This window comes from Seonamhaeicola sp. S2-3 (genome assembly GCF_001971785.1).
In the GTDB taxonomy this organism is placed as follows: Bacteria; Bacteroidota; Bacteroidia; order Flavobacteriales; family Flavobacteriaceae; genus Seonamhaeicola.
This window is the reverse complement of record NZ_CP019389.1, coordinates 45,277-69,887: the sequence shown is the minus strand read 5'-3', so window position 1 is coordinate 69,887 and position 24,611 is coordinate 45,277. Positions and strand designations below refer to the sequence as shown.

General features: G+C 34.4%; 20 protein-coding genes. 3 read left to right on the top strand and 17 right to left on the bottom strand.

What is annotated here, in order from left to right; all coding sequences use genetic code 11:
- Positions 1 to 16: 16 nt before the first annotated feature.
- The 16 genes from BWZ22_RS00335 to BWZ22_RS00260 all read right to left on the bottom strand — a co-directional run bounded on the left by BWZ22_RS00335 (position 17) and on the right by BWZ22_RS00260 (position 18,174).
- The gene (locus BWZ22_RS00335) at positions 17 to 1,447 is read right to left on the bottom strand and encodes a TolC family protein (RefSeq protein ID WP_076697043.1); all 1,431 of its coding nucleotides are present in this window, start codon (positions 1,445 to 1,447) and stop codon (positions 17 to 19) included.
- A gap of 2 nt (positions 1,448 to 1,449) precedes the next feature.
- Entirely contained in the window at positions 1,450 to 4,605 is a 3,156-nt protein-coding gene (locus BWZ22_RS00330; protein ID WP_076697041.1) for an efflux RND transporter permease subunit, read from the bottom strand.
- An 18-nt stretch (positions 4,606 to 4,623) separates the two neighbouring features.
- A complete protein-coding gene (locus BWZ22_RS00325) occupies positions 4,624 to 5,721 on the bottom strand; it encodes an efflux RND transporter periplasmic adaptor subunit (protein WP_076697039.1) in 1,098 nt (365 codons plus the stop codon).
- A gap of 163 nt (positions 5,722 to 5,884) precedes the next feature.
- Entirely contained in the window at positions 5,885 to 6,214 is a 330-nt protein-coding gene (locus BWZ22_RS00320) for a hypothetical protein (protein ID WP_157607869.1), read from the bottom strand.
- Between the two features lie 871 nt (positions 6,215 to 7,085).
- Entirely contained in the window at positions 7,086 to 7,826 is a 741-nt protein-coding gene (locus BWZ22_RS00315) for a LytTR family DNA-binding domain-containing protein (protein ID WP_076697037.1), read from the bottom strand.
- Positions 7,827 to 7,829: 3 nt separating this feature from the next.
- Positions 7,830 to 8,861, bottom strand: coding sequence for a sensor histidine kinase (locus BWZ22_RS00310; RefSeq protein WP_076697035.1), 1,032 nt, complete (start codon positions 8,859 to 8,861; stop codon positions 7,830 to 7,832).
- Between the two features lie 15 nt (positions 8,862 to 8,876).
- A complete protein-coding gene (locus tag BWZ22_RS00305) occupies positions 8,877 to 9,275 on the bottom strand; it encodes a DoxX family protein (protein ID WP_076697033.1) in 399 nt (132 codons plus the stop codon).
- 276 nt (positions 9,276 to 9,551) lie between these two features.
- Positions 9,552 to 10,910, bottom strand: coding sequence for an MATE family efflux transporter (locus BWZ22_RS00300; RefSeq protein ID WP_076697031.1), 1,359 nt, complete (start codon positions 10,908 to 10,910; stop codon positions 9,552 to 9,554).
- 52 nt (positions 10,911 to 10,962) lie between these two features.
- Entirely contained in the window at positions 10,963 to 12,282 is a 1,320-nt protein-coding gene (locus BWZ22_RS00295) for a DUF1566 domain-containing protein (RefSeq protein WP_076697029.1), read from the bottom strand.
- Positions 12,283 to 12,309: 27 nt separating this feature from the next.
- Positions 12,310 to 13,530: an ABC transporter permease gene (locus tag BWZ22_RS00290; protein ID WP_076697027.1), complete on the bottom strand. Its 1,221-nt coding sequence runs from the start codon at positions 13,528 to 13,530 to the stop codon at positions 12,310 to 12,312.
- A 2-nt stretch (positions 13,531 to 13,532) separates the two neighbouring features.
- Positions 13,533 to 14,276: an ABC transporter ATP-binding protein gene (locus BWZ22_RS00285; protein ID WP_076697025.1), complete on the bottom strand. Its 744-nt coding sequence runs from the start codon at positions 14,274 to 14,276 to the stop codon at positions 13,533 to 13,535.
- Between the two features lie 5 nt (positions 14,277 to 14,281).
- Positions 14,282 to 15,499: an efflux RND transporter periplasmic adaptor subunit gene (locus tag BWZ22_RS00280; RefSeq protein WP_076697023.1), complete on the bottom strand. Its 1,218-nt coding sequence runs from the start codon at positions 15,497 to 15,499 to the stop codon at positions 14,282 to 14,284.
- An 11-nt stretch (positions 15,500 to 15,510) separates the two neighbouring features.
- A complete protein-coding gene (locus BWZ22_RS00275; RefSeq protein ID WP_076697021.1) occupies positions 15,511 to 16,833 on the bottom strand; it encodes a TolC family protein in 1,323 nt (440 codons plus the stop codon).
- Positions 16,834 to 16,981: 148 nt separating this feature from the next.
- A complete protein-coding gene (locus tag BWZ22_RS00270) occupies positions 16,982 to 17,233 on the bottom strand; it encodes a hypothetical protein (RefSeq protein ID WP_076697019.1) in 252 nt (83 codons plus the stop codon).
- The gene (locus BWZ22_RS00265; RefSeq protein WP_076697016.1) at positions 17,226 to 17,624 is read right to left on the bottom strand and encodes a hypothetical protein; all 399 of its coding nucleotides are present in this window, start codon (positions 17,622 to 17,624) and stop codon (positions 17,226 to 17,228) included. The genes BWZ22_RS00270 and BWZ22_RS00265 overlap by 8 nt, the downstream gene beginning before the upstream one ends.
- 10 nt (positions 17,625 to 17,634) lie before the next feature.
- Positions 17,635 to 18,174, bottom strand: a complete 540-nt coding sequence (locus BWZ22_RS00260) for an RNA polymerase sigma factor (protein WP_076697015.1) — start codon at positions 18,172 to 18,174, stop codon at positions 17,635 to 17,637.
- Positions 18,175 to 18,480: 306 nt separating this feature from the next.
- On the opposite strand from BWZ22_RS00260, the gene BWZ22_RS00255 reads away from it, so the two are divergent.
- The 3 genes from BWZ22_RS00255 (at position 18,481) to BWZ22_RS00245 (ending at position 22,908) form a co-directional block, all read left to right on the top strand.
- Complete coding sequence (locus tag BWZ22_RS00255; protein WP_076697012.1) at positions 18,481 to 20,118, top strand: CTP synthase; 1,638 nt, start codon at positions 18,481 to 18,483, stop codon at positions 20,116 to 20,118.
- A gap of 72 nt (positions 20,119 to 20,190) precedes the next feature.
- Positions 20,191 to 22,086, top strand: coding sequence for a membrane protein insertase YidC (gene yidC / locus BWZ22_RS00250; RefSeq protein WP_076697011.1), 1,896 nt, complete (start codon positions 20,191 to 20,193; stop codon positions 22,084 to 22,086).
- A 114-nt stretch (positions 22,087 to 22,200) separates the two neighbouring features.
- Complete coding sequence (locus tag BWZ22_RS00245; RefSeq protein WP_076697009.1) at positions 22,201 to 22,908, top strand: toxin-antitoxin system YwqK family antitoxin; 708 nt, start codon at positions 22,201 to 22,203, stop codon at positions 22,906 to 22,908.
- A gap of 218 nt (positions 22,909 to 23,126) precedes the next feature.
- On the opposite strand, the gene BWZ22_RS00240 is transcribed toward BWZ22_RS00245, so the two are convergent.
- Positions 23,127 to 24,524 carry a fasciclin domain-containing protein gene (locus tag BWZ22_RS00240; RefSeq protein ID WP_076697007.1) on the bottom strand — a complete coding sequence of 466 codons (1,398 nt, stop codon included), beginning with the start codon at positions 24,522 to 24,524 and terminating at the stop codon, positions 23,127 to 23,129.
- Positions 24,525 to 24,611 lie beyond the last annotated feature (87 nt).

Sequence of the window (24,611 nt, the reverse complement as noted above, 5' to 3'; positions counted from 1 at the left end):
AGGAATATGGTTATAATTAATACCAACCTCCACCTAAGGCTTTGTATAAGTTCACTGTTGCTATTTGTTTTTGTTTATGAGCATCGATAAGCTCCAATTTACTCTGTAAATAATTTTGATGTGCTGTCAGCACTTCTAAATAGGAAGCTTTTGCCATTTTATAAAACAATTTTGAAGCCTCAATAGATTCTTCTAATATATTCGTTTCTTGTTTTTTAAGTTTTATGAGTTCTTCCAGTTGTTTTAGATTAATCATTTCGTCACTAACTTCCATAAAACCGTTCAAAATGCTTTTTTGATAATTGAACAAAGCTTCCAATTGATTGGCCTTAGCAGTATTAAATTCCGCTTTTAGGGCTTTTCGGTTGATTAAGGGAGCTGTCAATCCTCCGGTAATGGAATAAGCGATAGATTCTGGAGAGGTAAACAAAAATTTAGGATTAAAAGCATTATAACCCAATTTGGCTCCAATAGTTAAACTTGGAAAAAACGCAGCTTTAACGGTTTTTAAATCAAATTTTGTAGCCTCTACCTCTAAAGCAGCTTGACGAATATCAGGGCGGTTTGTGAGCAATTGAACGGGCAATCCTGTTTTAATGTCATGAGGGAAATCTTGAAATAAACGGGTTTTGGGGCGCTCAATGGGTTGTGGGTATCGACCTAATAAAAAATTAAGAGCATTTTCGGTTTTGGCAATGGCTTGTAAGGTTTCATTTTTACGGGCCTGTGAATTGAGCAATTGTGCCTGAAATTGCTGGATGGCCAATGCATTTGCTTTTCCTACTTCTTTTTGAAGATTTACCACTTCAAGGGCTTCTTTTTGTTTCTCAATGGTATGCGTAAGCGTTTCAAGTTCATTGTCCAAAGCCAACAGTTCATAATACAAAGTGGCAACATTGGCAACTAAGTTTGATTTTACAAAGGTACTGCCTTCAATACTTGCTAAGTATCTAGAAAGTGCAGCCTTACGGCTGTTTTTCAGTTTTCCCCAGATGTCAATTTCCCATGAGCTTGTCAAGCCTAAGTAATAATCATTATAGGCAGGGTTCAATGGGTCACCTGAGAGAAAAGTTCCCCCTTCATTACCGGCCCAATCTACAGAATATTCTCCAACACGTTCGCGACCAGCCCAAGAATTTAAATCTACATTAGGCAGCTGTTTGCCCTTAGCTTTCAACAATTCCGATTTCACAGTTATTATTCTTTGTAAAGCCATTTGTAAATCAAAATTGTTTGCAAGAGCTGTGTCTATTAATCGGATGAGATGCTCATCACCAAAGTATGCTTTCCAATTGAGTTGGGCTATATTGGTACTATCGCTCAGTGTTTTGTTATAATGTTCAGGAAGTTTTTGTTGTGGAATACCCACATTGGTATTTAGTGTCTTACAACTACTTAAAATAAGTAGAAATAAAAAAAGGATATATGTAAATTTTAATGATTTCATACTTAATGGTTTAATGTTTCGGTGAATGTTTTTTGAGACTTTTCGGTTCGACTGAATTTTTCAGATATTTTGGCAAAAATTAAATACAGTCCGGGGATGATAATTACACCAAAAAGGGTTCCGAACAGCATGCCGCCCAGTGCTGCCGAACCTATGGTTTTGTTACCTATGGCACCTGCACCAGAAGCCAAGACTAAGGGTAATAAACCAGCCATAAAAGCAAAAGAGGTCATCAAAATAGGACGCAAACGCAATTTAGCCCCTTCAATGGCGGCCTGTAAGGCACTTTTCCCTTCGCTACGTTTCTGATTGGCAAACTCCACAATTAGGATGGCATTTTTACCTAAAAGTCCAATGAGCATGATCATGGCAATTTGCGAGTAGATATTATTTTCCAAACCGAAAATGCTGAGGGTGAAGAACGCTCCAAACATGCCTGTTGGGAGTGACAGAATTACGGGCAGGGGTAGCAAAAAACTTTCGTATTGTCCCGAAAGAATCAAAAAAACAAAAAGCAAACAAATAAAGAAAATAAGGATGCCTTTGTTACCGGCATTGACTTCGTCATACGAAATACCTGCCCAAGCAATGTCAAAGCCTCTTGGCAGTTTTTCTTTTGCTACTTCTTGTATGGCCTTTAGAGCATCGCCACTACTGTAGCCTGGTGCTTCCTCACCATTTAGAGCTGCAGCAAAGTACATATTGTGTCTATTTATTTGATCTACGCCAAATGATTTTTCTAAGGAAATAAAGGTAGAAAGCGGTACCATTTCACCACGGTCGTTTTTTACACGATAATTTAAAATATCCTCTGGCTTCTCCCTGTATTGCGGAAGGGCTTGTACCATCACTTTATAGGTTCTTCCAAATTTGATAAAGTTGGAAGCGTATTCACTACCAACTAAGGTAGAAAGTGTATTCATGGCATTGTTTACCGTAACACCTTTTTGAGCAGCTTTATCATAATCCACATGTAATGTATAATGCGGTATGTTGGCGTTGAAAAGAGTAAAACAATTGCCTATTTCAGGACGATTGTTCAAATCTTCAACAAACTGTTGGGTAACGGCCTCCATTGCCTTTAGGTCGTTATTTCCTGTTTTGTCCAATAATTTCACTTCAAAACCACTAGCATTTCCATAACCCGGTACGGCAGGAGGAGGAAAAAATTCAATTTCAGCGCCTTTAATATGTGCTGTTCTTTCCTTAAGTTTTTCGATAATATCTGTTACAGAAGCTTTGCGTTCGCTCCAAGATTTAAGGTTAATCAAAAAGCTGCCGTAAGTGGCACCGGTTCCATCAGAAAGGATATTGGTTCCCGCCAAGGAAGAAATACTTTCTATCTCTTTTGCATCTCGGATTTCTTTTTCAATTTCAGCAACCACTTCTTTGGTACGTTCTAAGGTAGAACCCGGAGGAGTCAGTACGTTGATGTAAAACATTCCTTGGTCTTCATTAGGGATAAACCCGCTGCGCAATACTTTTCCAAAAATTCCCGAACCAATTACAAAAGCAATTAAGATTCCCCAAGTTATTACCCTTCTGTTGATGATACGATTGAGAATGTTTTGGTATTTGCTTTCCAAGTTTTCATAAATCCCATTAAATTTTGAAAAAAATTTTCCAAAGAAACTGTGGTTATCCAATTCAGGGTGTTTGAGCAACAAGGAACAAAGGGCTGGCGCTAAGGTAAGGGCAACGATTCCTGAAAGCACAATGGCAATGGCCATGGTAAGTGAGAACTGGCGAAAGAAAATTCCAGAAGGGCCGCTCATAAAAGCAACAGGAACAAACACAGCCGACATTACCAAAGTTATGGCAATAATGGCACCGCTAATTTCTTTCATAGCCGCTTGGGTAGCCTGTTTGGCATTTAGTCCGTAGTGTTCCATTTTAGCATGTACAGCTTCTACTACAACAATCGAATCATCAACGACAATACCAATCACAATCACCAAGGCAAATAGGGTAATTAAATTGAGTGAAAAGCCAAAGAATTGCATAAAGAAGAAAGTTCCTATAATAGAAACCGGAACGGCAAGAGCTGGAATGAGGGTGGCTCTCCAATTTTGTAGAAATACAAAAACGACTAAGGTTACCAAAAGCAAGGCTTCAATGAAGGTTTTTATCACTTCCTTGATAGAAGCGTCCATAAATCGAGAAGTGTCATAGCTCACCTCATAATCCATACCTTCAAGAAACATGGTTTCTTTGAGTTCTTCCATGCGTTGTTTAACATTCTCTATAACTTCTCGGGCGTTGGTTCCAGGCAATTGTTTAAGGATAATTGAAGCGGCAGGTTTGCCATTGAACTTAGCTTCGACATCAAAATACTCGGTGCCAAATTCAATTTCAGCCACATCTTTGATTCGCAATATCTTGCCTTCTTCATTGGCTCTAATTGGGATATTGGCATACTGTTCTTCGGTGTTAAATCTTCCAGTATAACTGAGAATATATTGTAAATCCGAATTGTCTGTTTTATCAGAGTTTTCGCCAACTTTTCCTGGAGAGGCTTCCAAATTATGTTCTTGTAAGGCCTCAATAACTTCATCAGTTGTTAAATTATATGCCAGCATTCTATCTGGTTTAAGCCAAATGCGCATGGCATATTCTTTGGCTCCTAAAATATTGGCATACCCTACACCTTTTACACGTTTTAGCTCGGTAAGAACATTCAAATCAGCAAAGTTATGGATAAATTTTTCCGTCATCTCAGGGTCATCACTAAAGATATTGATGTACATCAAAATGGCGTTGGTTTCCTTGCCAATAAGCACTCCACGCTGAATGACTTCTGGAGGGAGTTCACCCATAATATCCGTAATTCGGTTCTGAACATTAACGGCTGCGTCATTGATATCCGTACCGGTTTCAAAAATCACTTGAACAATACCCACACCATCACTACCGATGTTGCTACTCATATATTTCATGTTGGGTACGCCGTTGATGGCACGTTCCAAAGGTTCAATAGCCGATTTTGCCACGGTTTCTGCATTGGCTCCCTGATATTCCACCTCTACGTTTACCTCGGGTGGAGCAACAGAAGGAAACAGAGCCATCGGCAGTTGGAATAAAGATAAGATGCCTAAAAATAGTATAATCAATGAGATAACGATTGCCAATATAGGACGATTGATAATGTTGATTTTCATAATTTCAGAATTTTATTGTTAATTGAATTGAGAAAATGAAACCAACTCAGTATTGATGGTATCTCCTTCTTTTACATATTGTAATCCTTCATAAAGAATCTTATCTTTTGGGGATAAGCCCTCTTTTATAGCGATGAGGTGAGGCAATCGAAACGATGGCTTTACTTTTCGAATTTGAAGTCTATTTTGTTTGTCAACTACAAAGACACACAAGTGTTCTTGCTGTTCGAAAGTTACTTTTTGGGGGATTAGAATAGCATTTTTTACTTGTTCTTCGAGTTGTACTTTAGTTGTAGCTCCGTGCTTTAGAACATTGTCAGGATTAGGAAATTTAGCACGAAAGGCAATAGTTCCCGTATTATTGTCAAATTCACTTTCTACCGTTTCAATGACACCTTGATGAGGATAGCGACTACCATCGGCTAAGATTAAGCTCAAGGTTCTCTTATCTTCTTTGGTTGAGGCTATATATTTTAAATAATCGACTTCAGAAACATTGAAATAAGCAAACATTTCCTGATTGTTGGAGATAGTAGTAAGCAAATCACCTTCTTCAACAATACTACCTATTTTTAAAGGAATGCGGTTAATAAATCCGTCAAAAGGAGCTCTAACCTGGGCAAAGGAAAGATGAAGTTCTGCTTGTGCTTCTTCGGCTTTTGCTTCTTGTAATTTGGCTTTTAAAGCTTCTACCTTGGCCTGTGTTATATTGTATTCGGCCTGTGAAATAAAATTTTTGTCAAGCAATTGTTGTGCCCCTTCCAATTCAATTTCGGCAGAACGAAGTTCGGCTTCTGCACTTTGGGTTGCAGCTTTTGCTTTTTGGAGGTTTTGGACAAACTGACTGTTGTTAATGCTAAATAACACTTGACCTTTTTTTACTTTCTGTCCTTCGTCTACCAGCTGAGATTCTATAAATCCATTTACGCGAGAGCGAATTTCTACATGTTGTAAAGCATGGATTTCTGCAACATAATTTTGTGTATAAGAAGTGTCTTTTAACAAAGGAGTTGTTACCTTAAAAGTTTGTTTTTCTTTTGAAGTATTGGTTTTTGTAGAGCATGCAGTTAAAATTGTTATAGCGCCAATGCTCAAAAGCCAGAATAAATTCTTCATAGTTTTTGATGTTTTTATAAATGTTTGTACATAAAATGTTTGGAGTAAAATTTAAATTGATGTTGACTAACAAATAGTAATAGACATCTTACTTCAATCACAAAAAGTGTTCGTAGTAAGAATGGTGTTTTACTAAAGCTGTTAATCAGAAAAAAATGAAGAATTAAGCCTTAGGAGGCGGCGTAGAAATTTCGGGTTGAAATTGCTTGAAGTATTTGTCTTTATAAAAGCTGATGTGTTTCTTTTCAATGAAGTTATCGTGAAGCAAAACAGAATAATTGAATTGTTTCTGATAGAAAACAGGAACGAAACTGTGATTTAAAAGCCCTTGAGAGGTATCATCGTCTTCTTGTTCAGGTATAGCATCTTCAAAACCCAAAATCTGTTCAAGCACAATTTCCACAACACTTTCCATATCGTTATAGCCTAAATCTTCAGGAATATAATCAGGCTTAACATCAGGAGCATCAACACTAATATTCAGAATGTGCAAAGACATTATGAACCAGAAAAGTCTAAGATTGATATGTTGTTTTATAAAAGTCATAAAATCATGGCAAAAATAAAAGACTTTGTTAATACTCTTTAAGTTTTAAAAATAATTAACATTGTATTTCTTTTAAACGTCATATAACATAATAAACTCCAAAAAATTGTGTTGAAAACAATTATTACCAAAGAAATTTGTAAGTAAGCTGTTATAATAAGTTTTATGAACCAAAACCTCAAAACCCCATTTCGTTTCCAATAATTTTGGCGTATTGAACAACATTAGTAACCGCTTTTTTTCTAACCCAATGTTCTCGAAGAAACTCACCAGCATTGGTAAATTTTACATTTCTCTTACTACTTTGAAAAAAGTTGTATTTGTAATGCGTCTTCTGAGGCTTGCATTTGTATACTCAATGAGTGCTTTAAAATATAATTGAAGAAAGATTTTGATTTCCATTTGGTTTTAACCTAGTATCTATGTTGTTAACTACCGTTTTTTTATTTTATTTCAAAAAATTGATTATCAGAATCAACCAACAAAAAGAGAAACCATGTTTAAAACGGCTGTTTTAATTCTGTTAAAGTTTAAATTTCTAAATGAAGGTTTGCTCGGACGAAAGTTATTTTAAGTCAACAGAAAAAGTTGATTGTTTTTGGAAATTTGGCGTAAAGCCCCAACAGGTAAATTGCATGTAACATTACATTAGGAATGTATTATAAATTTTGAACATACTCCATTATTCTTTCACTATTAAATCATCACACTTAGATTTTTTGTCAAATGATTGCTTCCATATGTGATTTGGTCTTCCGATTTTTCAGATGTAGGACTATGAATGATGAAACAAAACATATATCGATACCAATCCTAATTAAAACTTTAAAGAATTCTTATTAATAAATTCCAAAAATTTAGGCTTATACTGTTCTGAAACGGTAATGCGCTGTTTGTTAATAATGATTTGGCTGCGTTCTATTACATCTATATTATTTAATGATACTATAAACGAACGATGTACACGCATAAATTGGGTTTCAGGCAATTCTTCTTCCAAAGATTTAAGGCTCATTAAAGTTAAAATGGGTTTAGGATTATCTTTCAACCATATTTTAATGTAGTCTTTTAAACCTTCAAAATACAATACATCGGCTAGTTTAATGCGTAGTTGTTTGTATTCTGATTTTACAAAAAGAAATTCTTTTTCTTTTGAAATCAATTCAGGTTGGTTGGTTTTTCCTTTTAATAATTCAAACCATTTTTGTGCTTTGTTAGCTGCGGTTAAAAACTCGGCATAATCAAAAGGCTTTAACAAATAATCTATGGCATCTACTTTAAAGCCGTCTAATGCATAGTGATCAAAAGCTGTTGTGAAAATAACGCGTGTATGCTCTGGTAATAATTTAGAAAATTCAATACCAGTAAGATCTGGCATTTGTATATCTAAAAATAACAGTTCTACAGGATGTTCTTTAATATATTGCATAGCTTCTATAGCGCTACTGCATTTAGTTTTTAGTTTTAAAAATGGCGTTTTTTCAATATAACTTTCTACTAAGTTTAAAGCCATAGGTTCGTCATCTACAGCTACGCAAGATATTTTTAAACTACTCATATTTTAAACAGTTTCCAACTCTAAATTTACATTAAAATATTCATTTTCTACCTTAGTATTAAATTTATATTTACCTGCGTATAAAAGTTGTAAACGTTTTTCAAGATTTTGTAGCCCAATACCAGAGCCACTTTTATCTTGAGTGTTTTTAGGAAAGTTATTGTTTTTTGTTATAAACATTACCTTGTTATCTTCTAGAGTCATTGTAATATCTATTGTACTATCTTGACTTGCAGACACTCCGTGTTTAAAAGCATTTTCTATTAATGAGATAAATAATAAAGGTGCTATTTTAATACTACTTCCGTCTTTTGGGAAACTATAATTAACAATAGTTTTCTCAGAGACGCGTAGCTTCATTAATTCAATGTATTTAGACATAAATTCAATTTCCTTAGTCAGGGAAACTTCTTCTACATTGGTCTCGTACAACATATAGCGCATTAGTTTGCTTAAGCTATGAATAGATGTTTTGGCTTTTTCTGGCGAAATATCTACCATTGCATAAATGTTGTTTAACGAATTAAAAAAGAAATGTGGCTGTAACTGGTAATGTAAATGTTGTAATTCTGACTGTAATTTAAAATTAGCGGCTTCTTTACGCTCGGTCTCCGCTTTTACCCAACGTTTGGTGGTTTTTACAGCAATTGAAAATAATAAAGGTGCCAAATAAGAAAACATTTGCACATAAATCATCATCTTTAATGGAGGGCCATTACCATCACTGTTTTTAGGAATACTAAGATCAGCAAAAACATTACCTTCAATTTGTTCTTTTGCAGTAATACAAACAGCAATTATTAAGGCATTAATAAGTATAAATAAAAGCGTTTCCTTTTTAAACAAATACTTATCAATTAACACAAAATAGTTAGTGTAAAAAATAACAGCATAAAAGAGAACAGGAATCCAAAAATGAGCTATAACTCTATTGATGTTTTGCTCTTGCCCATACGATAAAATATACGGAATACTAAAAAGTACCAACCATACTAAACTATGTGAAAAAAACGTTATTTTATTTTTTTTATCCATAAAGATGAATTGATTTTAGTCCCAGATATGTTTCGATGAAATAGCATATTTTCCAGAACCTATAAAAAACAAAGTTAATGCACCAAAAGCATACAATAAAATTAATTCTATTTGTAAACCGCCTGTTTTTGATAATGCAAACATATTTCCTGAATGTGCTAAAAATAAAGCGGTTATCATTCCAAAGAAAAATATTATCGATGCTAAACGTGTTCTAAAGCCTATAATCATTAAAACTGGAGCAATGATTTTAGTTATAAATACACCATAAGCCATAAATTCAGGAATTCCACTAGAAGATAACATATTTTTGATACCATCTAAATGACTCAATTTTGCTACGCCATGAAACAACATTAAACCTGCAACTGTAATCCTTAGTATTAAGAATCCTAAATCTATATTTTTTTTCATTTTATTTATTTTACCTTCTAATTTAAGGTTTGTTTTAAGTTTTTGATACTAAAATAGATGTTTGTATCTGTTAACTATATAGATAGTATCATTTTATCGATGGAAGTTGGTCTTCAATTTTACTATTTTATACACAAATTAATTAAGCCAACCTCCCCCTAATGCACGGTACAACTGAATAACAGCTTGTAGTTCTTGTTGCTTGTCACTAACACTATCTAATTGTGATGATAAAAGATTGTTTCTTAATCAAGTTGTTTTCTGTTTTTAGTTTAACTATTCGTTTTGCAAGCCTTTTAAATTATATTTCTTCACTAGTAGTACAGCAAACAAAGCCGCTAAAGCATCACTTGCAATAAAGGCTGTCCAAATTCCCTTAAATCCATACCAATCACTTAAAACAAAAGAGATGGGAATGAAAAGAAATATTGGTCGTAGTATTGCCAAAAAGGTGGCAATGGTATTTTTTTGCAAAGCCTGGAAATACCGGGCTATAACCACTTGCGTCATGTAAAAAGGAATGGACCAAACAAAAATATTTAGTGCAGTATGCGTAATACTTCGGATATTTTCATTGCCATTGATAAAGATGTTGATGATGGCATTAGGGAATAATTCTAAAATTAAAATCCCAAACAACGCCACAGAAAGTACAAAAACCAAAACATAGATCAAGGTTTTTGCGGCTCGGTCGTAAAGTTTTGCACCAAAATTAAAACTTACAATAGGCTGCATACCATCACCAGTACCAAGAGCCGTCATCATAAAAAAGACATTGATTCCAAAAATGATTCCCATAGCGGCTACCGCATCAGTTCCCCCTGTTTGTAATAGAAGGTTATTCGCAAAAGCATTTTGAAAACTCACCGCCCCATCCATAAGAAAAGGAGAAAAACCCACTGATAAAATAGGGAGAATGACTTCTTTTTTTAATCGGATTTGTTTCCATTGCAATTTCACCAAACTTTTACCATTGAGATAATAATTAATTAAAAGCAATGCATTAGTTCCTTGAGCAATAATGGTAGCAAGTGCAGCACCTTTAACGCCCATATCCATTACTTTCATAAAGACATAGTCTAAACAGATGTTGATAATGGCAGAAAGCAATATAAGTTTTGCGGGTAAACGCGGATTGCCTTCGGCACGGCAAGTAAATTCCAGTGCGATAAAAAAGCTTAAGGGAAACCCTAACACAATAACAAACAAGTATGCAGCAGACTGTTGTAACAATTGTCCCTCGGCTCCTAGAAGCTGTAAAATTTCTTTATGGAAAAGCAAGCCTAAAAGAGTAAAAACAGCACTAACAACAGTAAGACCTGCCATCATATTGCCCAATACCTCTTCGGCTTTGTCTTGCCTGTTTTCGCCTAAGTATTTAGCTATTAACACACCGGCGCCACTGCCTAACAACAGTACAAAACTGAACTTAAAAAGAGCAATCGGGAATACCATGGTTACGGCCGATAAGCCGTCGGCTCCCACAAAATGGCCAACAAAAATTCTATCTACAACATTGTAAAAAATATTGATTAAAAGCCCCAATACTGCTGGACCTACAAAGACCCAAAGCAGTTTGATAATGGATTCTTTTTTAAGCGAATCATGTTTGCCTATTATTGGTTCTGTTTGCATGGTTTATACTTCTCAGCAACGGAGTGTTCGTTAACCCATAAAGGATGAATTCCTAATTTACATTTCTAACCAAACGCACGTAATTATAATACCTTTCGCCACCTTCACCTGCTGGACCATTTTCATGTTTGGTGTCAAATCGAACAGCTCCCGCACCGTGAAAATCCAAACCTTTTGGATTTACAGCGCGACCAAAAGCCACGTACCAAGCATAGTAATAAGGCATGCCCTTTCTAAATCTTGCCGAAGTACTTGTCCAATAATTAGGATAATCTTTATCGCCATTTTCATTAGTGATTTCAGTAGATTGAAACAAAGGGTCTATAGCAGGTCCCACATGCTCTGGATCTTTGGCATCAGGCGCGTAAGAATAATCTACAATGCCCTGTAATTCTTTTACATTCGGCAATCGCCAATCTGAATACCCGGCCAAATTGGAATTCTTAGCATAAGTTAAAGCCGTTTTCCAATCCATGCCTTCACCGCTATCTACTTTTGCCCACATTAATCCTGTAGCATTATCGGTTATGGTACTATCACCATTATCTTTAAAATCATTAGTTCCATAAACAGTACCTCTAACAGCACGAACATGTTTTAACATTGGATTTCCCATGGGGCTATCTCCATTACCTGGAGAAGGTGGTCTGTTCCCTTGTTCACCATCACCTTTAGCTACACCTTCTCCTTGAGGGGGTTGATTCCCTTGAGGAGGGCGTTGATTGCTTGGAGGCGGTCCCTTGCGCTCTGTATTATTTTGGAAAGCTTCTCCCGGATACGCTTTAATATGTCCGGTAGCATGATTAACCCCAAAAGCAGCACTGTATTTACCTTCTTCGGTGTGACCAACATATGTGTTGCTTGTCCAATATTGTTCACTCTTATCTACAAAATTGTTGTTAACAAGCGAAAAATAGGTTGTATCTAAATAGGGCCAACCTTCGCTAAAATCGCTGATAGAAAATAATTCTTTGGCAGTTGGCAGCCTCCAATCATCATAACCACCAAGTTCTAAGTTCTCACAATAATCTTTAGCCGATTGCCAATCAAAACCTTCGGAAGTTGGTGTTTCTTGCCACATTAAGCCAGAATTGACATCGGTTATAGTACCATCACCATTATTAACATAAGCCATTTTTTTGCCAGTTGGGTAATTGGCATCTTGCCCAAAAAGCGAATCGCTGGGTTGTAAATGGGTAACGATATTACCATCTTCGTCATATAAATCTACCTGCCCAGTAGCTATTTGTGTAAAAGGTTTTTCTTTAGTCTTTATAGTAGTTTGATTTTCCTTGGTCTTACTGCTGTTACAAGATTGCATTACTACAACGAGCAGTAACCAATAAGTTCCTTTTATAAATGTATTTTTCATGGTTTGAAAAAATTAAAAGTTATAATATTATTCGTAACGCAATGCTGTTATTGGGTCTAAAGCTGCAGCTTTTCTAGCGGGATACCATCCGAAAAAGATACCTGTAATGGCACAAACGGCAAATGAAATAACAATGGAATACAGGGCTACACTAGTGGGCCAGTTCAAGAATTTTTCGATAAAAACGGTAGATCCCAAACCTAAAATAACGCCCAAAACCCCTCCGGTAACACTTATCAAAATAGCTTCAATTAAAAACTGCATTAAAATATCGGAACCTTTTCCTCCAACAGCCATACGTAAACCAATTTCTTTGGTACGTTCTTTTACAGAAACATACATGATGTTCATAATCCCAATACCTCCAATTAACAGAGAAATTCCTGCTACGGCAACCAAGAGTATGGTGAGCATTTCGCTAGTAGAACTGAAGGTAGAAATGAGTTCTTCCATAGAACGCACATTGAAATCATCATCTTCATCATCTCTCAACTTGTGTTGTTTACGTAATATTTCTGTAACTTGAGTAACGGCGTCGGGAGCTTGTTCTTCACTAACGGCAGAAGCCATAATTTGATTTAAGTGGTCGATGGCCAAAATACGTTTTTGTACCGTAGTATAAGGAGCAATAACCACATCGTCTTGGTCTTGACCAAAGGTGTTTTCTCCTTTTTCTTCCAAGACACCAATAACCTTAAAAGGAATATTACCAAAACGGATGGTTTTTCCAACAGGGTCTTCGCCGTCTGGAAATATATTGTCTACGACTGTTTGCCCTAACAAAACCACCTTAGAAGCCGATTTTACTTCGGCCTCTGTAAACATACTTCCACTTTTCAATCCTACGACTTTAATACTCAAATAATCTGGATTAACCCCATAAATTGTGGAAGGCCAGTTGTTGGCACCATTAATAACCTGACCGCCACCATTTACCAACGGCGTTATATACGTTAGTAAATCTGCTTGTTCTTTTAACGCATCGTAGTCATCCAATGTGAGGGTTTCCATAGCACTAGGGTCCTGTCTTACTCCGCCACGCATATCGGCTCCGGGTCTGATATTAATCATGTTAGACCCCATGCTCGAGATGGTAGAACGAATACTTTCTTTAGAGCCTTCGCCTATAGCCAACATGGCAATAACAGAAGCCACCCCTATGATGATTCCCAACATAGTAAGCAGGGTTCTCATTTTATTAAGAATAATGGCTTTAAAGGCTATTTTAATTAAATTTAAAAATCTCATAATTAATGATTTTCTTTAGGTAGATTGGCTAAATGCTCTGCTGCGGACTGTATATTTTCATTATTATAATCTTGAATAACATTTCCATCTTTTAGCACTATGGTCCTACTGCTAAAAGTCGCGATGTCAGGTTCATGAGTTACAAAAGCAATGGTGATGCCCTTTTGGTTTAGCTCTTGAAATAGTGCCATAATCTCATAAGACGTTCTGGTGTCTAGGTTTCCTGTAGCCTCATCTGCAAGAATAATAACCGGATTGTTTACAAGAGACCTCGCAATAGCCACACGCTGTTGCTGTCCTCCTGAAAGTTGAGAAGGTGTATGGTGCAATCGTTCGCCCAAACCGACCATTTTTAAAGCTTTGATTGCACGTTCCCTTCGCTCTTCAGAAGTTACTTTGCTATTATACAACAAAGGGAGTTCTACATTTTCTATAGCAGAAGTTCTTGCCAATAAATTATAGGATTGAAAGATAAAACCTATTTTTTGGTTTCTAATCGTAGCAAGTTCGTTCTTGCTTAAATCTTTCATTTTAACCCCGTCAATTTCATAAATTCCTGAAGTTGGTTTGTCTAAGCACCCTAAGATGTTTAGCATGGTACTTTTTCCGGAACCACTGGACCCCATGATGGTTACAAACTCGCCTTCGGTTATGGTAAAAGAGATGCCTTTAAGCGCATGGACCGTTTCTGACCCCATGGTAAACTCACGTTTTAAATCTTGTATTTTTATAATTTCTTTTGCCATTGCAATTATTTTTTAGATCCTGGTGGTTTAGGCATAAAAGGACTTTCGTTATCGCCACCGCCTTGTGGAGGAGTACCTCCAGAAGATGGGATTGAGCTTTTTAAGCTGTACACGAGTTTTTCGCCTTCCTTGACACCTTCAACAATTTGGACATTGACCCCATCGCTAGCGCCAAGCGTTACAGGTTTAGGAACAATAGAACCGTCGTTATTTAGAACCCAAAGCACGGTACCATCTGCTTCTTGTTGAGGCCCCGCATTAGGAGGAGTTAAATTTTCTTGTTCGATGTATTGTGCCATGATGGCAGGGTCTGGTTTAAAGTTTACCGCCTTAGACTCGGTTGTTAAGACATCTTTAAGCTCTAGGGTATATATAGATACCGTTGCGGTAAGGCCTGGTTTTAATTTAAGATCTGGATTATCTGCTTTAATAACCACCGTATAAGTTATCACACTGGAAGATTCGGTATAATCCAATCGCACTTGGGTAACTTCTCCCTCAAAAGTTTCACCTAAAAAGGCATCAACGGTAAAGGTAACCCGTTGCCCTTCTTTTACGTTACCGATATCGGCTTCATCCACATCGGCTTCTACCTGCATTTCTTTTAAGTCTTGGGCAATGGTGAACAAGGTTGGAGTGCTATAACTTGCTGCTACGGTTTGTCCTTCGTCTATGTCTCTAGATAACACCACGCCATCGATAGGCGAATAAATATTGGCATATTCGAGATTGGTTCGAGCCGACTGTAGATCTGATAATCTCTGAGTGACAGTTCCTTTAGCTGTTTCGTAATCATAAAGGGCCTCATCGTAATCCGCTTTACTAATGACTTTATTCTCGTACAAGGTTTTTTGTCTGTTGTAAACGGTTTCTGTATATCTTTTTTGGCTCAAAGCATTGTCGTAAGCGGCCTGAGCTTGGGTTAATTGTGCTTTTAAGTTGGTTTTATCCAGTTCGGCAATGAGCTGTCCTTCTTTAACCACACTGTTGTAGTCTACATAAATCTTTTCGATAACTCCAGACACCTGGGTACCTACTTCTACCTGTGTAATGGGCTCGATGGTACCTGTAGCTGTAACCAAAGTGGTAACATCGCCTTTGGTAACAGCAATGGTTTTAGCTTCTACCAAGACTGTTTCGTTTGGTTTAAAAATGTTATAAAGTATCAGTGCTAATATGGCTACAGAGATACTTGCTATGAGTATTTTTTTATTTGTTTTCATAATGTCTATAGTTAAAGTGTTATAGCGTTTCCTTGATAGAATTGTAACAATTGGTTATATAAAATGTTTAAGTATTTTGCCTGTAAATAATTTAATTGTGCGTTAGTAAACGTATTTTGACTAACTACTAAATCGGTGGTGCTTAAAGCGCCTAAATTGTATTTTTTTTGCGCTAGTTTATAAGATTCTTCTGCAGCTTTACTAGCTGATTTTGCAGCTTCTAGTTGTTCTTGAGATGACAGTGCATTTTGATAAGCAGTTGCTACGTTTTTATAAATTTCTTTTTGAAGACTTATAATTTCTAACTTAGACTGATTGATAGCTATTTTAGCCTTTTGTACTTCAGCTTTTGTTTGAAAACTATTAAATATTGGTATTGTTAATGACAAGCCTAAGGTTTGATTTAAATTACCATCAAGCTGGTTTGAAAAGCTCATATTTTGTGAGCTTGTGTAGCCTGTGCCAAAACTACCTGTTAAAGCAAGTGTTGGTAAATAATTACCTTTAGCTATATCTAAATCTTTTTCTGTAACATCTACATTTAATTTTGCTGCTTCGTATTCTGGCAACATTCCTAAAGCAGCTTCATAAACTTCAATTTTGTTTGGTAAAATTGGAGCTGTGTAAGTTTTGTAGTTAGGCGCAACAATATCAAACTCTACTTCTGGTTCTAATTCTAGTAATTGTTTTAAAGCAATAATTTGTTGTTCGTAATTATTTTTAGCTTCAATTAAGTTGTATTTATTTGTTGCTTCTTGAGAAATAGCATCTGTGTAATCTTGCATGGCTATACTTCCGGCATCTAATCTTGCTTTGGCTTGTTCTACCTCTTTAGTAGAAGCTTCTAAAGTTTTTTCAGCTACAGCAATACCTTCTTTGGCGTATAAAGCTTGTAAATAGGCTTGGGTTACACTTAATTTTATACTGTTTTTAGCTTCTTCTAAATACAGGCTATTTTGGTCTGCAAGTAATTTGTTTTGTTTAATTTTATTTTTAATTTGATTTCCTTGAAATAGGTTAACCGAAGCATTTACGCCAAAGCTAGTAGTGTTAATTTGCTCATCAACAAAATCGCTAGTAATGGGGTCTATAGATTGTCCGTTTTTAAAACCTTGAGAAGCACTTGCGTTTACTGTTGGCAGTCTACTGTCTTTAGACTGTTGAAGTGTTACATTTGCAGTTTCTGTGGTGTATGCCGCATCTTTTATAGTAATATTGTGTTCTACGGCATATTCTAAACACTCTTGGAAGGTCCATTGTTTCACTTGGCTTTCTTGAGCTATTAAACTCAAGCTGCCAAGTGTAAAACAAATAGTATATAAAAATTGTTTCATTTTTAAAGCTTTTAATTTGATACTTCAAAATTGAAACAATTAGTACTTACATAATAAGGTAATGGAAGTTTGTAGTCATTGTATCGACAGAAATTGGAATTCTATCGATGGGATTTTTCTTTTATTATTATAATTTTATAAATGGTTGTTATACTAATTCCTCACAATAAATACCTTTTGCAGAGACTTGTTCTATAATATCATTTTTATCTAGCGTTTGGTTGGTTTCAACTCTTAAAACCTTGTCAACATCTTCTAAATCTACAGACCATTTTATAATACCAGGGTGTGATTTAAAAAGTAATTTAATGGTATTAATTGCAACTTTAGAATTAATGTTTGTTTTGAGTATATGTATTCTAATATTTCTTTTTCTGTTGTGATAAAACGGACTAATCATTGTTTTCTTCTTTTGTAGTTTTACGTTTTATATAAGCTTCGTAAGCTTGGTTACCTTCTTCTTTCCAGAAGTCGTCGTAATATTTCCATTTAGAAAATTCGGTTTCACATTGTTTATCCTTTTTGTGAGATTTGGAAGATTTTTTTCCAGAGTCTCCAAAACCTCCACAGCCACCAAGTAATATTTTAAAGAGAATAAAAACACCTACGGCTTCCCAAAAGGTAAGCGTTGTTAAGCCAAATATCATGGGCATTAACCAATTCCATAACCACATAATAATAAAGCCAAAAAGTATAGCTAAACCGGTTATAGCAATAATTCCAAAAAGTATCATTCCAACAATCTCACCTGGCGATTTACCACGCATTTTGTGTTTAAAGTAATTAGACATATCTGTGTTTTTAATTATTAATTTCTTTTTTTAGTATTTTGTATAATTGAGAAATAGCTCTGTGGCGTCTAGACATTAATGTGCCAACAGGAATTCCTGTTTTGTTTGTTAATTCTTTATATGTGTAGCCTTCAAAATCTATGGCTAAAATTATATTTCTGTAATCTGGTTTTAGGTTTATTATGGCTGTTTTTAAGGCTTCTTTCATTGGTTCAGGGTATGAATTATCGGCAGATTCATAAATAATAGAAGCAAATTCAATTAGTTTATTTTCGTTTTGGGTTTCATAATCAATTCTGTTATTTTTTGATGTTCTCATAACATCAATAACCTTGTTTTTTATAGCTCTATAAACAAAACCAGCAACATTATTTATGGGCGAATACCTATCAGCACCAGCAAATAGTTTTAATGCAACATCTTGTATGATGTCTTCTGCATCTTTATTTATGCTAGCCTTAAGATTTGAGCTTACATAAGTTTTAAGAGAAGCGTATTCTTCATTAAAAAACTTGTTAAGCTTTTTACTGTTTTCTGATTGATGATTCATTTAAAAACACTTTTAAAGGTGCTTCAATTATAAAGACGCAACTTTTTTAATCTATTGCATTTTTATTTGTATTTTTTATTAGGACGACTGTGAAGTGAAAATGTTTCAAAAAAAGTGAACTAAATTTTTTTACTAAAACATTTGATATTCAGAATATTAGTTAAATAATGGCTTTTAAAGCATAAAAACCAAAAATGAAAGAATTTTTATTAACTTTTTTGTTAATAAGAAACCATAAATAACTAAAAAGTTATTTACTTATAACTATATTAATTTTGTAAATTTGCCTGCGTTTATAAGCGCAATATGATAAGTACAAAATACATATTTGTAACCGGAGGGGTTACATCTTCTTTAGGAAAAGGCATTATAGCAGCATCTCTTGCTAAACTTTTGCAATCTCAAGGATATCGAGTTACTATTCAAAAATTAGACCCATACATTAACGTAGATCCGGGTACATTAAACCCTTATGAACATGGCGAATGTTACGTTACTGAAGATGGTGCCGAAACAGATTTAGATTTAGGACACTATGAGCGCTTTTTAAATGTTCCTACAAGTCAAGCTAATAATGTTACTACCGGACGCATTTATCAAAGCGTTATTCAAAAAGAAAGACGTGGTGAATTTTTAGGTAAAACGGTACAAGTAGTTCCTCATATTACTGATGAAATAAAACATCGTATTCAACTTTTAGGAAATTCTGGCGATTATGATATTGTAATTACCGAAATAGGAGGTACAGTTGGTGATATAGAGTCTTTACCTTATATTGAAGCGGTTCGTCAACTCCGTTGGGACTTAGGTGAAAATAATGGAATAGTAGTACATTTAACATTGGTACCTTATTTATCTGCAGCAGGAGAGTTAAAAACAAAGCCAACGCAACATAGTGTAAAAACCCTAATGGAAAGTGGGGTGCAAGCAGATATATTAGTTTGTAGAACAGAGCACAATTTACCTAAAGATTTAAGAAGAAAATTAGCATTATTCTGTAATGTTAAAGAAGAAGCCGTTATACAATCTATAGATGCATCAACCATTTATGATGTACCAAATTTAATGCTAGATGAGGGCTTAGATAAAGTAGTTTTAAAAAAGCTTAACCTTGAAAGTTCACAACCAAATATAAATAGGTGGAATGAATTTGTAAAACGCCATAAAAATCCTAAAACTGAAGTAAACATTGGTTTAATAGGTAAATATGTAGAGTTACAAGATTCTTATAAATCTATTTTAGAAGCTTTTATTCATGCAGGAGCAGAAAATGAAGTAAAAGTAAATGTAGAGTCTATTCATTCAGAATATTTAAACAGTGATAATGTTGAAGTAAAATTATCACATTTAGATGGTGTATTGGTAGCTCCAGGATTTGGAGAACGTGGTATTGAAGGGAAGATAGATGCTGTAAAATTTGTTAGAGAAAACAACATTCCTTTTTTAGGAATTTGTTTAGGTATGCAAATGGCAGTTATAGAATTTGCAAGAAATGTTCTTAAAATAAAAGATGCAGATTCTACTGAAATGAATCCAGAATCTAGCAATGCAGTAATAGATTTAATGGAAGAACAAAAATCTATTACAGACAAAGGAGGCACCATGCGTTTAGGAGCTTGGGCTTGTAATTTAAAACTAGGAAGTAAAGTAAGAGATATTTATAAGACCGAAACTATTAAAGAGCGTCACAGACACCGCTATGAGTTTAATGGTAATTATAAACAACAAATGGAAGAAGCTGGTATGATAGCTACAGGATTAAACCCAGATACTGGTTTAGTAGAAATCATAGAAATACCAGAGCATCCTTGGTTTGTTGGGGTACAATATCACCCAGAATATAAAAGTACGGTAGCTAATCCGCACCCTTTATTTGTTGCGTTTGTTGCTGCAGCTTTAAAATATAAAAGCAAGCAAAAAGGTGTCAGTATGGCACAAAATTAAAATTGGATAGTTTATTGATAGGCTATAAATCATTCCTGCTTTGGCAGGATTTGTTTTTAATTAAAAGATAACATGGAAGAAAAAAAGTTAGACATAAACTCAATAATTGGTTTTGTACTCATCTTTGGGATATTAGCGTATATGCTTTGGCAAAATCAGCCAACACCAGAAGAACTTGAAGCACAAGAAAAGGCAAAACAAGAACAAATTCAAGCAGAACAAAAAGCTAACCAACAAGATCAAACTAAAGTTACCACAGCAGCAGATTATGCTATTGGAGCAGAGGTAGATTCTATGCAACAAATAGCCTTAAAAAATAAGTTGGGGGCATTTGCGTATTCGGCACTTAAAGCCTCTGATGAAGAAACCTTTGTTGAAAGTGATTTGTTAGCTTTAAAATTTAATAATAAAGGCGGATATCTTTCAGAAGTAAAATTAAAAGAGTTTGTTGATTTTAGAGATAATCCAATCTATTTGATTAAAGATAATAATGCTTCTTTCAATATTAATTTTGGAACTACAGATAGTAGAATTTTAAACACTCAAGATTTATATTTTGAACCTACCGTTACTAAAAATGGTGATATTACAGTAGTTTCTATGAAACTAAAGGTATCTGAAAGTAAATTTTTAGAATATAGATATGAGTTGAAAGATGGCGATTACATGATGGACTTCACCATACGTTCTCAAGGGCTAAGTGATGTTATAAATGGTTCTCAAGAAATTAATTTAGATTGGAACCAAAAAGGATACCGTCATGCAAAAAGTATTTCATATGAAAATAGATATACCGATATTCATTATGAATATGAAGGCGGTAAAGATGATTACACAGGTATGCGTGATGCCGATGAAACACTTGAAGATGTTACTTGGATAGGGTATAAGCAACACTTTTTCTCGTCTATTTTATTAACAGATACACCGTTTAAAACTACGCATATTACTTCAAAAAATTTAGTTGAAGATGAAGCAGTTGATACCATTTACACAAAACAGTTTACATCTAAAATCCCATTAGAGTTAAAAGGAGGCGAGCTTAATTATAATATGGATTGGTACTATGGTCCAAGTGAGTTTAAAACCTTAAATGCTTATGATAGGAATTTAGATGAAATGGTACCACTAGGCTGGGGTATATTTGGTTGGATAAACCGCTATTTATTTATGCCCTTATTTAGCTTTTTAGGAAGCTTTATGCCATACGGAATTGCTATTGTAGTTATGACTATTTTGGTAAAAATATGTTTGTCTTTTGTACAGTATAAACAATTCTTATCTCAGGCAAAAATGAAAATTTTAAAACCAGAGTTAGATGCTATACGCGAGAAGTACAAAGACAATAAAATGAAAGCGCAACAAGAAACTATGGCCTTACAAACTAAGGCAGGAGCAAGTCCGTTAGCAGGTTGCATCCCAGCTTTAATTCAGTTACCAGTATTTTATGCTTTATTTCAGTTTTTCCCATCGGCATTTCAGTTAAGACAAGAAAGTTTCTTATGGGCAGAAGATTTATCGTCTTATGATACGGTTGCAAATCTTCCTTTTAATATACCATTTTATGGAGACCACGTTAGTTTATTTCCGTTATTAGCATCTATAGCAATTTTCTTCTATATGCGTTTAACTACGGGTCAGAATGTACAAACAGCACCACAACAAGAAGGTATGCCAGATATGGCAAAAATGATGAAATACATGATGTATTTCTCTCCAATTATGATGCTATTTTTCTTTAACAACTATGCCTCTGGATTAAGTTTGTACTATTTCATTTCTAACTTAATTAGTATTGGAATTATATTAGTGATTAAAAACTATATTCTTGATGAAGATAAGATTCACGCTCAAATTCAAGAGAAAAAGAAAAAACCAAAAAAAGAAAGTCGTTTTCAGGCTAAAATGAAAGAAATGATGGAGCAAGCCGAAAAGCAAAAACAAGCACAACAAAAAAGAAAAAAATAATTTAAAGCTGCCTTTTGGCAGCTTTTTTGTTATATACAATTTCAAAATATATATTTCGTTTTGTATTTAATAATTAACAAGAAACTTAAATTTATAACCATTTAAATTTGTTTTATGAAGCAACTACATTTGATTATAATTTTATTTATTTCTTTCTCTGCATTAGCACAAGATATTAATCAATTTGATGAAAATGGTAAACGCCATGGTATTTGGAAAAAGAATTTTGAAGGCACTAAAGTACTTCGTTATGAAGGTGAATTTAAACATGGTAAAGAAATAGGAACCTTTAAATTTTATAAAAATATTAGAGGGAAAGCTGTATTAACAGCCACCAAACAGTTTAATGAAAATAACAATAAAGCATTAGTTAAGTTTTTTACTTCAAAAGGTAAAATTATTAGTGAAGGAGAAATGGATGGTAAAAAGTATATAGGTACCTGGAAATACTACCATAATACTTCTAATAAAATAATGACCTTAGAAAACTATAATGAAAATGGTAATCTTGATGGCGAACGATTTGTTTATTATTCTAATGGAAAAGTAGCTGAAAAGAAAAATTATGTTAACGGTAAATTAGAAGGAGAATCTATTTGGTATTCAATTAATAATGTTGTTTTAAAACGTTTTATTTATAAGAACAATGAATTACATGGAGCCTCTAAAATATACAACACTAAAGGCGAGTTAATTGTAGAAGGTACTTATAAACATGATAAAAAACACGGTATTTGGAAATATTACGAAAACGGCAAATTAGTTGAAGAAAAAGACTTTACTCCTAAATCGAAATATAAAAAGAAAAAGCTTCCTAAGTAGGAAGCTTTTATTTATATAGACAATTTAATAGAGAGATAAAATATAGTCTATAACAACTAACCAAATGTATTTTCTTTTTTTATGATGGTGGCAACTTTAAATATTGTTTTTGGTTATACAATTTTATTACATTAACAGCGAGATAATGTTTGTAAATTGTACGTGTCATTTAAAGTTGCTTGTACCATCATATTATTTATGTCGCTGTTTTAATTTTATTAATTATTACTAGGTAACAATACTTTGTCTATAACATGTATAACACCATTTGTTGCTAAAACATTTAATAGACTTGGTACTAAACCAGCCTCTGGATTAGAGCCTGCAGCATCTTGTACAGATAAATTACTAAGACTAATTGTAACATCTTGATCGTTTAACATGGTTACATTACCATCTACTAAATCTGTTGAGAAAACATTTAAATTTGCTTTAACAACATGATGGGTTAGTATGCCAGCTACTACTGAAGGCTCTGAAGCATTTATTGTTGCTAAATCTAACCCAGCAGCTTCAAAAGCTGCATCTACAGGAGCAAATACTGTATATGGACCATCACCAGCAAAAAAGTCTGCTAAACCAGCTCTTGCAAGAGCCGCTGCTAAAAGAGTAAATTCAGCAGGATTACCACCTGCAAAATCACCTACTATTTCGTTTATAGTTTGGGTTGGGGGTATTAAAGTTCTATCAATAACATGTACTACACCATTAGAACCAACTATATCGGTCAATACAACAGTAGATGTTCCGTTTATAGATACATCCCCACCAGCATTTGTTATATGAATGTTTTCACCTCCTAATGTAGGTACGCTAGCAGCAGCACCTGTTGTAGATGGTAGCATAGCAGCCATAATTGTACCATCAATAACATGATATGCTAAAACAGCATCAGCGCCATTAACATCCGTTATTCCAGCAGCTTCAAAAGCAGCATTAGTTGGAGCAAATAAAGTTAGACCTTCATCACTAGGACCATTACCTAAAAGTAATCCTAAAATGTCTGTGTTTGCATTTTGTACGGCAGCAATTAATGTTGTAAAATCTTTATTAAAATATGCAGGAGCTACAATAGTGCCTACTATAGGTAATATAGAAGGAGGAACTATAACACTATCTATAATATGTACTATACCATTTGTTCCTTCAACGTCTGCGGTGGTAACTTGTGAGCCGTTAATAGTTACACCATTATTTTCTGCAACTAAATTTGCATCTTCACCATTAGCCATTGTAATAGACCCAGTTGTAACAGCACTAGATTCCACTGCGGCAGATGTAAATACATGGTATTGTAAAACATTTTTTAATACATCTTCAGGAATATCATCTATCGATGTTTGTCCTATGGCAATTAACAGTGCATCAAAGGCATCATTATCTGGAGCAAAAACCGTATAAGTTCCGCTTTCGCTTAAAAGAGATACAAGATCAGGATATTTTATTAAAGCACTTACTAGGCTTGATAATTGAGGTGTTGCCTGTGCTAGTTCTACAATGGTATTAGTTGGTTCTGGATCAACAATTACTGTGTCGTCATCATTATCACAAGAAAATGACAGTAACACCATCATTACTAGTAATAGAATTTTTGTTAAAGCTGTTAATGTTTTCATAATATTCAATGTTTAATTTATTTTGTTTAGCAAATATAGTTAAAAGTTAAACAAAAATACAATTTTTGTTTCATTTAATTTTTAAAA

Coding starts and splice junctions, on each gene's coding strand:
- BWZ22_RS00295 (WP_076697029.1), bottom strand. CDS start 12,282: ATGAAAAATACATTTATAAAAGGAACTTATTGGTTACTGCTCGTTGTA.
- BWZ22_RS00305 (WP_076697033.1), bottom strand. CDS start 9,275: ATGAAAAAAAATATAGATTTAGGATTCTTAATACTAAGGATTACAGTT.
- BWZ22_RS00260 (WP_076697015.1), bottom strand. CDS start 18,174: ATGAATCATCAATCAGAAAACAGTAAAAAGCTTAACAAGTTTTTTAAT.
- BWZ22_RS00270 (WP_076697019.1), bottom strand. CDS start 17,233: ATGATTAGTCCGTTTTATCACAACAGAAAAAGAAATATTAGAATACAT.
- BWZ22_RS00310 (WP_076697035.1), bottom strand. CDS start 8,861: ATGGATAAAAAAAATAAAATAACGTTTTTTTCACATAGTTTAGTATGG.
- BWZ22_RS00290 (WP_076697027.1), bottom strand. CDS start 13,530: ATGAGATTTTTAAATTTAATTAAAATAGCCTTTAAAGCCATTATTCTT.
- BWZ22_RS00280 (WP_076697023.1), bottom strand. CDS start 15,499: ATGAAAACAAATAAAAAAATACTCATAGCAAGTATCTCTGTAGCCATA.
- BWZ22_RS00315 (WP_076697037.1), bottom strand. CDS start 7,826: ATGAGTAGTTTAAAAATATCTTGCGTAGCTGTAGATGACGAACCTATG.
- BWZ22_RS00275 (WP_076697021.1), bottom strand. CDS start 16,833: ATGAAACAATTTTTATATACTATTTGTTTTACACTTGGCAGCTTGAGT.
- BWZ22_RS00245 (WP_076697009.1), top strand. CDS start 22,201: ATGAAGCAACTACATTTGATTATAATTTTATTTATTTCTTTCTCTGCA.
- BWZ22_RS00330 (WP_076697041.1), bottom strand. CDS start 4,605: ATGAAAATCAACATTATCAATCGTCCTATATTGGCAATCGTTATCTCA.
- BWZ22_RS00300 (WP_076697031.1), bottom strand. CDS start 10,910: ATGCAAACAGAACCAATAATAGGCAAACATGATTCGCTTAAAAAAGAA.
- BWZ22_RS00265 (WP_076697016.1), bottom strand. CDS start 17,624: ATGTCTAATTACTTTAAACACAAAATGCGTGGTAAATCGCCAGGTGAG.
- BWZ22_RS00285 (WP_076697025.1), bottom strand. CDS start 14,276: ATGGCAAAAGAAATTATAAAAATACAAGATTTAAAACGTGAGTTTACC.
- BWZ22_RS00240 (WP_076697007.1), bottom strand. CDS start 24,524: ATGAAAACATTAACAGCTTTAACAAAAATTCTATTACTAGTAATGATG.
- BWZ22_RS00255 (WP_076697012.1), top strand. CDS start 18,481: ATGATAAGTACAAAATACATATTTGTAACCGGAGGGGTTACATCTTCT.
- BWZ22_RS00335 (WP_076697043.1), bottom strand. CDS start 1,447: ATGAAATCATTAAAATTTACATATATCCTTTTTTTATTTCTACTTATT.
- yidC (WP_076697011.1), top strand. CDS start 20,191: ATGGAAGAAAAAAAGTTAGACATAAACTCAATAATTGGTTTTGTACTC.
- BWZ22_RS00325 (WP_076697039.1), bottom strand. CDS start 5,721: ATGAAGAATTTATTCTGGCTTTTGAGCATTGGCGCTATAACAATTTTA.